We start from the raw sequence: 12669 nt of genomic DNA, 5'->3' as shown, positions 1-12669 counted from the left end.
CACCTTGCCGAATTTATCTGACCTGACGCGGCGCCTGGCGGCGCCCGCCGGCGGCCTGCTGCTGGGCCTCACGGCCACCCTGCCGGCCCGGGCCCAGGGCGACTACGCCCGGGCCCTGAGCCAGCAGTTTACCCAGTACCAGCAGCAGCACCTGCAGGAGAAGCTGTTTCTGCACCTCGACCGGCCCTCCTACGTGAGCGGCGAAACGCTCTGGTTTAAGGCCTACGCCGTCGACGGCACCCGCCACCGGCCGCTGCCGCTGAGCTCGGTGGCCTACGTGGAAGTGCTCGACGGCGCCGGCCGGGCCCTGCTGCAAACCAAGGTCGCGCTGCGCGCGGCCACCGGCCAGGGTTCCTTGGTTCTGCCCGCCACGCTGCCCTCGGGCACCTACCGGGTGCGCGCCTACACCAACTGGATGAAAAACGCCGGTCCGGACTACTTCTTCCAGGCCCCGGTAACGGTCATTAACACCCTGCTGAGCCTGAACGCGCCGGCCCCGGCCGCCGCTGACTCGGCGGGCTACGACGTGCAGCTGCTGCCCGAGGGCGGCCAGCTGGTGCAGGGCCTGGCCAGCACCGTGGCTGTGAAAGCCACCGACCACCACGGCCGCGGCCTGGCCGCCGCGGGCGAGGTGCTTGACGGCGCCGGCCGGGTGGTGGCCCGCTTCGGCACCAGCCGCCTGGGTATGGCCCGCTTTGCCCTCACACCCGCCCCGGGCGCGGCCTACCGCGCCGTGCTGCGCCTGCCCGATGGCCGCCGCACCGAGCAGCGCCTGCCCACGGCGCAGGCTCAGGGCTTCGTGCTGCACCTCGACGACACCGACCCCAACCAGCTCAAGCTCACGGTGGCGGCCAACGTGGCCGGCGGCCGGCCCGAAGGCCTGCTGCTGCTGGGCCACACCCGCCAGCAGCTGTTTGCGAGCGCCAGCACCTGGCTCACCGACGGCCGGGCCGTGTTCTTCGTCGACCGCAGCCAGCTGCCCGAGGGCGTGGCCCACTTTACCCTGTTCAACGCCGACCGCCAGCCCCTGGCCGAGCGGCTGTACTTCCGCGCCCCGCAGCGCCGCCTGCTGGTGGCCGCCGCCGCCGACCAGACCCGTTACGGCGCCCGCCAGAAAGTGCGCCTGCGCCTAGCCACCACCGACCAGAACCGCCAGCCGGTGCCCGCCAACCTCTCGCTGGCCGTGTACCGCGTCGATTCGCTCAGCTCGGTTGCACCCGCCGACATAAGCACCTTCCTGGGGCTGACCTCGGATTTGCGCGGCCGCATCGAACAGCCCGAGTACTACCTCACGGCCCCGGCCGCCGAGGCCCGCGAAGCCCTCGACAACCTGATGCTGACCCAGGGCTGGCGCCGCTTCCGCTGGAGCGAGGTGCTGGCCGCCACGCCCGCCGCGCCCGCGTTCGTGCCCGAACTCAATGGCCACCTGGTGCAGGGCCGGGTGCTGCACCGCCGCACCGGCCAGCCCGCCGAGGGCGTGGCCACCTACCTGGCCACGCCCGGCCGCCTAGTGCGCCTCTACAACGCGGTGAGCAAGGCCGACGGCTTGGTGCGCTACGAGATGAAGGACTTTTACGGCCCCAAGGACCTGGTGCTGCAAACCAACCAGCTTCGCGACAGCCTCTACCGCTTCGAGCTGCTGAGCCCCTTCGCCACCGGCCGGGCCGCGTACCGCCTGCCCGCCTTCAGCCCCGCCGCGGGCCAGCGGGCCGAGCTGACCGAGCGCCACCTGCAGGCCCAGGTGCAGCAGGCCTACTTCCGCAAGTACCGCAACCGCTACCTCGTGCCGGCCTCCGACAGCCTGGCCTTCTACGGCAAGCCCGACGCGGCCTACATGCTCGACGACTACACCCGCTTCAAGGTGCTGGAGGAAGTGATGCGCGAGTACGTGCCCGGCGTGCTGGTGCGCCGGCGCAAGGACGGCTTCCACTTCCAGGTGCTCGACCTGCCCAACAAGGGTACCTTCACCGACGACCCGATGGTGCTGCTCGACGGCGTGCCGGTGTTCGACCTCAACAAGCTCATGGCCGTGGACCCGCTGCGCATTCGCCGGCTGGAGGTGGTCAACAGCCGCTACTTCCACGGCGAGCTGACCTACAGCGGCCTGCTGAGCTACACCACCTACCGCGGCGACCTGGAGGAATTCAGCCTCGACGAGCGCGCCCTGGTGCAGGACTATGAGGGCCTGCAGCTGCAGCGCGAGTTCTACGCCCCGCGCTACGACACGCCCGAGCAGCAGCAAAGCCGCCTGCCCGATTTGCGCAACCTGCTGTACTGGAACCCCAACGTGAACACCACCGCCGGCCCCGAGCAGGCGCTGGAGTTTTTCACCTCCGACCAGGCCGGCACCTACCGCGTGGTGGTGCAGGGACTCACGCCCACCGGCCTGCCCGGCAGTACCAGCTTCACCTTCGAAGTAACCGGCGCGCTGTAGCAGGCCGCATTACCCGGCTGAGGCCCGCTGCTCCAACCGGGGAAGCGGGCCTCAGTGCGCGGGGGCGGATTCGCGGCGGCGCAGCAGGGCATCGAGGCTTCAGATGCCGGGGCCGTGGGCGGCAATGCACAGGAACACGAAGCAGAACAGCACGGCTGGCTCGCCGCCGTTGAGCAGGGGCAGCGGGTGCTGGGGAAAGTGCTTCCAGAAAAAAGCCACCGCCATCTGCCCGCTGGCCAAGAACGCCGCCAGCCGGGTAAACCAGCCCAAGGCAACGAGCAGCCCGCCCAGCAGCTCGACCACGCCGGCCAAACCCATGAGGGAGGCCAACGGCACGGGCTCCCCGTCGCCGGGAAAACCCAGCAGCTTCTGGCTGCCGTGCAAGGCAAACAGCAACCCCGCCAAGATGCGCAGCAGCGCGTAGGTGTGGGGGGCAAAACGGCTTAGTGAGGTGTCCATAGTGCAGAAGGTTAAGGCGTTTGCCTGCTGCCTACGCACCCCGCCGGCCGGGGTTGGGCGCCCGGGGCTACTGGATAAAGTCGGGCCGAATCAGGTTTTCGAAGGTGAAGATTTCGTCCCACTTGGCCTGGGGCAGCAGCTGCCGCTCGACCACCGCAATCTGGTGCACCGACTTGCCCGTGCGCAGGGCTTCCTTGGCAATTTCCGAGGCCGTCTCGTAGCCCAGCACGGGGTTGAGCTGGGTGACGATGCCGATGCTGTTGCGCACCAGGTTTTCGGCGTGCCGGGCGTTGGCGGTGATGCCCACCACGCACTTCTCGCGCAGGGTGTGGCAGGCATTGGTGAGGTAGCTGATGGACGTGAACAGGGCAAAGGAAATCACCGGCTCCATCACGTTCAGCTGCAGCTGCCCGGCCTCGGCGGCCATGGTCACCGTCAGGTCGGCGCCGATGACGTAGAACGCGGTCTGGTTCACCACCTCGGGCACCACCGGATTCACCTTGCCGGGCATGATGCTGGAGCCGGGCTGCAAGGGCGGCAGGTTGATTTCGAACAGGCCCGCCCGCGGCCCCGAGGACAGCAGGCGCAAATCGTTGCAGATCTTGGAGAGCTTCACGGCCGTGCGCTTGAGCACGCCCGAAAGCTGCACGTAGGCGCCCGTATCATAGGTGGCCTCAATCAGGTCGCCGGCCAGCAGCAAGTCGAGGCCGGTGAGCTGGCGCAAATGCTCGGTGACGCTGGGGGCGTAGCCGGCCGGGGCATTCACCCCCGTGCCGATGGCGGTGGCGCCCATGTTGATTTCGCGGATCAGCTGGCGGCTGTCATCAATGCGCAGCAGCTCCTCACGCAGGTTGGTGGCGAAGGCGTGAAACTCGTCGCCCATGCTCATGGGCACCGCGTCCTGCAGCTGGGTGCGGCCCATCTTGAGCACGTTGCGGAACTCCTCGCCTTTCAGGGCAAAGGCGTCGGCCAGCTTTTCCAGCGCCTGCCGGTAGCCCACCAGTTTGTTGCTGAGCGCGATGCGGAAGGCCGTGGGGTAGGCGTCGTTGGTCGACTGCGAGCAGTTGACGTGGTTGTTGGGGTGGCAGAACTCGTACTCGCCCTTCTGCTTGCCCATCAGCTCCAGGGCCACGTTGGCAATGACCTCGTTGGCGTTCATGTTGACGGACGTGCCCGCCCCGCCCTGAATCATGTCGGTCAGAAACTGGTCGTCCAGCTCGCCGGCCGCCACCCGGTCGCAGGCCTGGGCGATGAAGCCGGCCAGCTCGGGCGAGAGGATGCCCGCGTCGCGGTTGGCCAAAGCCGCGGCCTTTTTCACCAGCGCCAGGGCCTGTACAAACAGCGGCTCCGACCTGAGCGGTATCCCGGTGATGTGGAAGTTCTCGAGGGCGCGCAGGGTTTGGATGCCGTAGTACGCCTGGGCGGGAATGGCCCGCTCGCCGAGGAAATCGTGTTCAAGCCGGGAGTTCTGCATAAAGCTCAACTGGTAGGGTGGGGAAGGGTGTACGCAAATCGACCGGGCGGGGCCGGGGCCTTGCGGCGGCAAAGCTGAAAGAAAATGCGCGGACGGCCCCCGCAAAGTTGCGATTGTGGGGCAAAACCATTACTTGCAAGGGCTTAACCTTGAGGTAACATGGAAGTCGAAGTTTTGAAGTACCCGGCGGTGCGCAATTACGTTGCCGGCCGGTTTGTCGACGGCCCGGCGGCCCGCACCCTGGACGTGTTCAGCCCCCTGAGCGGCGCAATGATTTCCACGGTTCCCCTGTCCGACGCCGCGGCGCTGGATGCGGCCGTGCAGGCCGCGAAGGCTGCTTTCCCCGCCTGGTCGGCCATGCCCATCAAGGAGCGCGTGCAGGTGTTCTACCGCTACAAGACCCTGCTCGAGCAGCACATGCAGGAGCTCACGGAGCTGGTGCACGAGGAAAACGGCAAAACCATGGACGAAGCGCGGGCCGAAATCGAAAAGGCCATTGAGCTGACCGAGTTTGCCTGCTCGCTGCCGCAGCTGGTGTCGGGCGAACTATTGGAGGTGAGCAAGGGCGTGGAGTGCCGCGCCGAACGCCGGCCCCTGGGCGTGGTGGCCAGCATCGCCCCGTTCAACTTCCCCAACATGGTGCCCCACTGGACGGTACCCAACGCCATTGCCCTGGGCAACTGCCTGGTGCTGAAGCCCTCGGAGCAGGTGCCGCTGAGCGCCGGCCGCATGGCCGAGCTGCTGAAGGAAGCCGGCTTGCCCGACGGCGTGCTGAACGTGGTGCACGGCGACAAGGAAATCGTGGAAGCCATCTGCGACCATCCCGACATTCAGGCCGTGTCGTTTGTGGGCTCCACCAAGATTGCCAAGGTGGTGTACCGCCGCGCCACCGCCAACCTGAAGCGCTGCGTGGCGCTGGGCGGGGCCAAAAACCACCTGCTGGTGCTACCCGATGCCCACGCCGATATGACCGCCTCCAACGTGGCCGCGAGTATGTCGGGCTGCGCGGGGCAGCGCTGCATGGCCGGCTCGGCCATGGTAGCGGTGGGCGCGGTCGACCACATCATCGAAAAGCTGGTGGACGAGGCGCGCAAGATCGTGCCGGGCCAGAACCTGGGCTCGGTCATCAGCCGCGAGGCCAAGGAACGCATTGAACGCTACATCACCGAAGCCGAGCAGGCCGGCGCCAAAGTGCTGCTCGACGGCCGCAACGCCACCGTGGCCGGGCAGGAGCAGGGCTACTACGTGGGCCCCACCGTCATCGACTACGTGACGCCCGACATGGCCATTGCCCGCGAGGAAGTGTTCGGCCCGGTGCTGGCCATCATGCGCACCCATTCCCTGGACGAGGCTTTGGCCATCGAAAACAGCTCGAACTACGGCAACGCGGCGGCGGTATTCACCCAGAGCGGCGCCCACGCCCGCTACGTGATGGAAAACGCCTCGGCCGGCATGATCGGGGTGAACATCGGGGTGCCGGTGCCGCGGGAGCCGTTTTCCTTCGGTGGCTGGAACGAGTCGAAGTTCGGCACGGCCGATATCACCGGCAAAAGCTCCATCGAGTTCTGGACCCAGATCAAGAAGGTGACGACCAAGTGGAACCCCGAGTCGCGCACCAACTGGATGAGCTAGTTCGTGTTGAATTGGCAAAATCGGGTGTCATGCCGAGCGCAGCCGAGGCATCTCGCGTGCTGACGGCTGATAGCAGCCTTTCCGCATGAGCTTCTACGTGTACATCCTGGCCAATCCCGCCCGCACAGTATTGTACACCGGCGTCACCAATAATCTGGAGCGGCGCTTGTTCGAGCACAGCCAGGGCTTAGGGGATGAGGCGCGGTTCACGGGCCGCTACCAATGCAATCTGCTGGTGTATTTCGAAATCATTCCGAGCGCCACTCAAGCCATTGCCCGAGAAAAGCAAATAAAGAACTGGACGCGGGCTAAAAAAGAATACTTAATTGGGTTATCAAACCCGAATTGGGAGCCGATTGATTTGCGGACCTGGCCCGGGTAGAAAATAGTATTTGGTATCAGCACGCGAGATGCCTCGACTGCGCTCGGCATGACGTTCTTTCACCTATATTACAAGCCCGTTTGCGCGTGCTTTTAATTGCCCTTTCCCCACAACCAAAAAATGGAAACCTACACCGAAACCGACAAGGAGCAAATCCTGCGCGATAACCTCGATCATACCCTGTTTTCGTGGTCGAAGCAGGCGGGGCTGAACCCCATCAGCGCCGAGCGGGCCGAGGGCGTGTGCCTCTGGGACCGGGACGGCAAACGCTACCTCGACTTCTCGTCGCAGCTGATGAACGTGAACATCGGCCACGGCCACCCGAAAGTGACCGAGGCGGTGGCCGCCCAGATGCGCGAGCTGAGCTACGTGTACCCGGGCATGATTACCAAGGCCCGCGGCGATTTGGGCCGGCGCCTGGCCGACATCACCGCGCCCAACCTGACCAAGGCGTTCTTCACCCTGGGAGGGGCCGAGGCCGTGGAAAACGCCATCAAGCTGGCGCGCATCTATACCGGCCGGCACAAGATTGTGGCTTTGTACCAGTCGTTTCACGGCGCCTCGTACGGGGCCATCAGCGCCGGCGGCGACCCGCGCAAGTTCGCCGTCGACTCGCAGGCCATGCCGGGCGTGGTGCACGTCGAAAACCCGTATTTCTACCGCTGCCCCTGGTACAGCGCCACGCCCGAGGAGTGCGCCGAGCGCGCCGCAGCGGCCATGGAGCGCATCATTCAGTACGAAAACCCCGGCAGCGTAGCGGCCATCATCATGGAGGGCGAGTCGGGCACCTCGGGCTGCATCAAATACCCGCCCGGCTACTGGCAGCGGGTGCGGCAGCTCTGCGACCGGTACGGCATCCTGCTCATTGCCGACGAGGTCATGTCGGGCTTCGGGCGCACCGGCAAGTGGTTCGGCTCCGACCACCACGGGGTGAAGGTGGACCTGATGACCATGGCCAAGGGCATCACGGCCGGCTACCTGCCGCTGGGCGCGGTGATGGTGGACGAGCAGATTGCCCGCCACTTCGACGAGCGGCCGCTGCCGCTGGGCCTCACGTACTCGGCCCACCCGGTGAGCTGCGCCGCGGCCGTAGCCGTGCTCGACATCTACGAGGAAGAAAACCTGGTGCAGAACGCCGCCGAGATGGGCCGCTATTTGGACGCCCGCATCTGCGAGCTGATGGGCCAGCACCCGAGCATCGGCGACTGGCGCAACACCGGCCTGCTGGGCTGCCTGGAGCTGGTGAAAAACCGCGACACGAAGGAGCCCCTGGCACCCTGGAACGCCGCGCCCGACCAGATGGCGGTGATGAACCAGGTAGCGGCCAAGATCAAGGAGCTGGGCATGTACACCTTCGTGCGCTGGAACTACATCTTCATTGCGCCGCCGCTCAGCATCACCAAAGACGAGCTGGAAGAAGGCCTGGCCATCATTTCCGAAGCCCTGCGCATCGCCGACCAGCACGTGCAGTAGCACGCCTTCGGCCCGGCATGGGCTGATACATAATAACATAGTTGCTGACATCTGGCCCGCTCTGCAGGATAGGGGCCGGGGTGAGGTTTAACCCGAACGCGTCATGGCCGACTTCCCCGAACTGCCCGCCGACGTCACCCGCTCGCCGCTCTACAACGCCGACCTGGCCCCCGTGCCGCCCAGCCAGCGCACCTGGAACCGTTGGCACCTGGCGGCGCTGTGGGTGGGCATGGCCGTGTGCATTCCCACCTACATCCTGGCCTCGTACATGATTCGGGCCGGGCTGAGCTGGCAGGCAGCCCTGATCATCATTGCCGTAGCCAACCTCATCATCACCGTGCCGATGGTGCTCAACGGGCACGCCGGGGTGAAATACGGCATTCCGTTTCCGGTGCTGGGCCGGGCGGCTTTCGGTACCCAGGGCATTCACGTGCCCGCGTTGGTGCGCGCCATCGTGGCCTGCGGCTGGTTTGGGGTGCAAACGTGGATTGGCGGGCTGGCCATCTACGCCATCTGGAACGCGGTGACGGGCCAGGCGGCTACCACCGGGCTGGATGCGGCCAAGTTCATCTGCTTCGGCGTGTTCTGGGTGATAAACATCTACTTCATCTGGCGCGGCACCGAAAGCATCAAGTGGCTGGAAAATTTCTCGGCGCCCTTCCTCATCCTGATGGGGCTGGTGCTCATTGGCTGGGGCGTGCTGCGCGGCGGCGGCTTTGCCAACGTGCTGGCCCAGGGCGCACAGCTCAGCCAGCCAGCCGCGCGGCTGCTGCCGGATGCGGGCACGGGCCAGCTACAGTTGCAGCTCTTGCCGCTGCGCGACGCCGCTGGCCGGCGCAAAGCCACCGAATACCGGCTGCACTACCCGATGAACAAGGGAGAAAAATCCTTGGCCGGACCCTGGCAGCCGATACCGGAAAACGCCACGCTTCCCTGGCTGAGTCCGCTGACCAACGCCCCGGTTTCGGCAACGCAGCTTCCCGCTGAACTGAAGATTGAATACCGCGCGCCGAAAGCCCAGGGCGGCTACCTGGTTTCCAGCGTGGCGCCGGTCAAGCTACCAGATGCTGGCACCGGTGGGGTAGGAGCCACCGTCTGGCAATACCTGCTCTGGCTTACGGCCATGGTCGGGTTCTGGGCCACTATGTCGCTGAGCATTGCCGATATCACCCGCTACGCCACCAGCCAGCGCGACCAGGTGGCGGGGCAGTTTATGGGTCTGCCGGGCACCATGGTACTGTACTCATTCGTGGGTATTTTCGTGACCTGCGCCACCGTGCTGCTGTTCCCCGACCTGCTCATTGCCGACGACGCGCCCTGGGACCCGGTGTCGTTCCTGGCCCGCTTCGACAATCCCTGGGTGGTGGTGGTGTCGCAGCTGGCCATGCTGGTAGCCACGCTCAGCACCAACATTGCTGCCAACGTCATTGCCCCGGCCAACGCCTTTGCCAACCTGCTGCCGGGGCGCATCAGCTTCCGCACGGGTGGGGTGCTGGCGGGTCTCATCGGCATCATCATCTGCCCGTGGTGGCTGCTCAACGAAATCAGCGGCATCCTCACCTTCGTCAGCGGGCTGCTGGGGCCCGTGCTGGGCATCCTGCTCTGCGACTACTTTACCATCCGGCGCAAGCAGCTGAACCTGGCCGAACTGTACCGGCCCGCGGGCGAGTACAGCTACGGCGGCCGCGGCTACAACCCCGCCGCCCTACTGGCCTTGGCCCTGGGCGTGGGCACGGCCCTGGTGGGCTACTGGGTGCCGGCGCTGAATTTTCTGTACACGCTCTCCTGGTTTACCGGTTTTCTGGTCGCCTACGTCGCGTATTATTTACTGCACCGGCGGCCGGTTCGACAGCCCGAAAAAAACGACCGACCGGTAGCCGTAGCTGCCGAATAATAGCCGTCGGGTCCCGCCATTTAATGGCATTGGCAATTCGATTTAAAGTCGAGCGGCCGCGGCGTGCGCAACTATTAATAAGAAATGGTCTGATTATTTGGAAAATTGAAATAATAATGGCTACATTTTACGTCTAGTTTGTTCCACATTTCCCCGCTTTAATGGCGTCTTTGCTGATCAAAAACGGCCGCGTCGTCACGGCCGATTCCGACGCGGTGTGCGACATCCTGATTGAGGGCGAAACCATCGCCGCCATCGGCCGCAACCTGCCGGTGCAGGCCGATGAAGTCATCGACGCCACCGGTAAAATCGTGGTGCCCGGCGGCATCGACCCGCACGTGCACCTGGACATGCCCTTCATGGGCACCTTCAGCTCGGACACCCACGAGACGGGCACCCGCGCCGCCTTGCACGGCGGCACCACTACCGTTATCGACTTCGTGCTGCAGAAGCAGGGCCATTCGCTGCGCGAGGCGCTTACCGAGTGGCAGGGCCGGGCCACCGGCACCGCTGTGGGCGACTATTCCTTCCACATGGCCGTGACGGACTTCAACCCGCAGACCAAGGAGGAAATCAAGGACATGGTGGCCGAGGGCATTACTTCCTTCAAAACTTTCATGGCCTACAAGGGCGCGCTCATGATTGACGACGCGCAGATGGTGGGGCTGATGCAGGAAGTGTGCAAGCACGGCGGGCTGGTGACGGCCCACGCCACCAACGGCGACATGATCGACACGCTCATTGCCCAGCACCGGGCCGCGGGCCAGCTCACCCCGCGCTACCACTACCTCTCGCAGCCCGAAGTAACGGAGGCCGAAGCCTCGGGCCGCTTCGCCGACATTGCCAACTACACCGGCGTCAACGCCTACATCGTGCACCTGACCTGCGAGGGGGCTTTGAACCAGGTGCGCCGCGCCACCGAGCGGAATCAGCGGTTGTTCGTGGAAACCTGCATTCAGTACCTGCTGCTCGACGCCTCGCTCTACGGCGACGAGTTTGAGGGCGCCAAGTGGGTGATGTCGCCGCCGCTGCGCGAGAAAAAGGACCAGCAGACGCTCTGGGCCGGCATCAACCAGGGCCTGGTGCAGGTCGTCGGCACCGACCACTGCCCCTTTATGTGGGAGCAGAAAAAGATGGGCGCCGACGACTTTTCCAAGATTCCGAACGGGCACCCGGCCATCGAGCACCGCATGGAGCTGCTGTTTTCGGAAGGCGTGAGCAAGGGCCGTATCTCGCTGCAGAAGTTCGTGGAAGTCAGCAGCACCAACGCGGCCAAGATATTCGGCATGTTTCCGCGCAAAGGCACCATCAGCATCGGCGCCGACGCGGATTTGGTGCTCATCGACCCGGAGAAAAAGCACTCGATTTCGGCCCAGACCCACCACATGAACGTGGACTACTCCGGCTACGAAGGCTGGGAGCTGACTGGCAAAATCGACACCGTACTGCTGCGCGGCCGGGTCGCCGTGCACGACGGGGAGGCGAAAGTCGGCCGCGGCTACGGGCAGTTTATTCGCAGAGGGCCAACGATTTACTAACTTAAATGAGAGGCTTCGCCTCAGCCCGTCGTGCCGAGCGAGCATGACGGCCTTGGTCGGGCGGTTTTCCTGCCTGAACCACTGAAACAGTCTTTTCCCCAACCAAATAACCGCTTACCCCACCATGCCAAGAATTATTAAATCTGGCTTGATCCAGATGAGCTTGCCCATGACCGAAGGCGAAGGCACGATCGAGGAAATCAAGGAGGCGATGGTGCAGAAGCACATTCCCTTGATTGAGGAAGCCGGGCGGCAGGGCGTGCAGATTCTGTGCCTGCAGGAAATCTTCAACACCCCGTACTTCTGCCCCGGCCAGGACAAAGCCTGGTACGCCTCGGCCGAGCCCGTGCCCGGCCCGACAACCGAGCGCATGGCCGAGTACGCCCGCAAGTACAACATGGTCATCATCGTGCCGGTGTACGAAAAGGAGCAGGCGGGTTTCCTCTACAACACGGCCGCCGTCATCGACGCCGACGGCACCTACCTGGGCAAGTACCGCAAGAACCATATCCCGCACACCTCGGGCTTCTGGGAGAAGTACTTCTTCAAGCCCGGCAACCTGGGCTACCCGGTGTTTCAAACCAAGTACGCCAAGGTGGGCGTGTACATCTGCTACGACCGGCACTTCCCCGACGGGGCCCGCGTGCTGGGGCTGAACGGAGCTGAAATCGTGTACAACCCTTCGGCCACGGTGGCCGGCCTCTCGCAGTACCTCTGGAAGCTGGAGCAGCCCGCCCACGCCGCGGCCAACGGCTACTTCATGGGCTGCATCAACCGCGTGGGGGAGGAGAAGCCCTGGAACCTGGGCCGCTTCTACGGCACCTCGTACTTCGTGGACCCGCGCGGGCAGATCATTGCCGAGGCCGACGAATACCAGGACGAGCTGCTGGTGGCCGAGTTTGATCTGGACATGATTGACGAGGTGCGCGCCACCTGGCAGTTCTTCCGCGACCGGCGCCCCGAAACCTACGAGAAGCTGGTGGAGCTGTAGGGCTGTTGAACCGAACAAGGCAACCGACCGCGCAAATGCCCTCTGGCAGAGCCCAGATTGTAACGTGCTACAAACGCGCGACTTACTGCTATGCGCTCCCCTTTGCATTGGGGCTGTTTGGCGTCATCGTTCCGTTCTTTTTCGCACTGGCGCTGCTTTCGCTGCTGCCTTTCGGCCTGGCAGGCCTCTTCCTGACCAAGCGCGGGTGGAAGCTGGCCGTCCGCAGCGGCGACCAGGAGAAAAAAGATGTCGGCTACGCCAACTTCGTCCTCGGTGGCATCATCCTGCTGCTCGGCTTTCTGGGGCTGGGACTGGCTTACGTAGTGACCGGCTGACAGCAGCGCCTCCGCATAGCGCCGGCGGTTCTTCATTCCCGCTCATTGACCGCCGCG

General features: G+C 64.7%; 10 protein-coding genes. 8 read left to right on the top strand and 2 right to left on the bottom strand.

The window, feature by feature from the left end; genetic code table 11:
• The first annotated feature begins 4 nt into the window (after positions 1-4).
• Positions 5-2434, top strand: a complete 2430-nt coding sequence (locus tag ACE191_RS07425; RefSeq protein WP_400191557.1) for a hypothetical protein — start codon at positions 5-7, stop codon at positions 2432-2434.
• 99 nt (positions 2435-2533) lie between these two features.
• Here ACE191_RS07425 and ACE191_RS07420 read toward each other — a convergent pair whose 3' ends face one another.
• Together ACE191_RS07420 and aspA are read right to left on the bottom strand one after the other, a co-directional pair.
• Positions 2534-2893, bottom strand: a complete 360-nt coding sequence (locus tag ACE191_RS07420; protein WP_400191556.1) for a DoxX family protein — start codon at positions 2891-2893, stop codon at positions 2534-2536.
• A 67-nt stretch (positions 2894-2960) separates the two neighbouring features.
• Positions 2961-4367 (bottom strand): aspartate ammonia-lyase, encoded by a 1407-nt coding sequence (gene aspA, locus ACE191_RS07415; RefSeq protein ID WP_400191555.1) that lies wholly within the window; start codon positions 4365-4367, stop codon positions 2961-2963.
• Positions 4368-4526: 159 nt separating this feature from the next.
• Here aspA and ACE191_RS07410 point away from each other — a divergent pair, with 159 nt between their 5' ends.
• The 7 genes from ACE191_RS07410 (at position 4527) to ACE191_RS07380 (ending at position 12612) form a co-directional block, all read left to right on the top strand.
• The gene (locus ACE191_RS07410; RefSeq protein ID WP_400191554.1) at positions 4527-5999 is read left to right on the top strand and encodes a CoA-acylating methylmalonate-semialdehyde dehydrogenase; all 1473 of its coding nucleotides are present in this window, start codon (positions 4527-4529) and stop codon (positions 5997-5999) included.
• A gap of 85 nt (positions 6000-6084) precedes the next feature.
• The gene (locus ACE191_RS07405) at positions 6085-6381 is read left to right on the top strand and encodes a GIY-YIG nuclease family protein (RefSeq protein WP_400191553.1); all 297 of its coding nucleotides are present in this window, start codon (positions 6085-6087) and stop codon (positions 6379-6381) included.
• A 120-nt stretch (positions 6382-6501) separates the two neighbouring features.
• Positions 6502-7854, top strand: coding sequence for an aminotransferase class III-fold pyridoxal phosphate-dependent enzyme (locus tag ACE191_RS07400; protein ID WP_400191552.1), 1353 nt, complete (start codon positions 6502-6504; stop codon positions 7852-7854).
• 103 nt (positions 7855-7957) lie between these two features.
• Positions 7958-9748 carry an NCS1 family nucleobase:cation symporter-1 gene (locus tag ACE191_RS07395; protein WP_400191551.1) on the top strand — a complete coding sequence of 597 codons (1791 nt, stop codon included), beginning with the start codon at positions 7958-7960 and terminating at the stop codon, positions 9746-9748.
• Positions 9749-9909: 161 nt separating this feature from the next.
• A complete protein-coding gene (gene hydA / locus ACE191_RS07390) occupies positions 9910-11286 on the top strand; it encodes a dihydropyrimidinase (RefSeq protein ID WP_400191550.1) in 1377 nt (458 codons plus the stop codon).
• A 169-nt stretch (positions 11287-11455) separates the two neighbouring features.
• Positions 11456-12277, top strand: coding sequence for a nitrilase-related carbon-nitrogen hydrolase (locus ACE191_RS07385; protein WP_400191549.1), 822 nt, complete (start codon positions 11456-11458; stop codon positions 12275-12277).
• A gap of 35 nt (positions 12278-12312) precedes the next feature.
• On the top strand, positions 12313-12612 hold the full coding sequence (locus tag ACE191_RS07380) for a hypothetical protein (protein WP_400191548.1): 300 nt from the start codon (positions 12313-12315) through the stop codon (positions 12610-12612).
• Positions 12613-12669 lie beyond the last annotated feature (57 nt).

The sequence above is a fragment of the Hymenobacter sp. B81 genome, from assembly GCF_044628455.1.
GTDB lineage: Bacteria > Bacteroidota > Bacteroidia > Cytophagales > Hymenobacteraceae > Solirubrum.
Note: the sequence above shows the minus strand (reverse complement) of the source record. Positions and strands in the feature narration are given on the sequence as shown.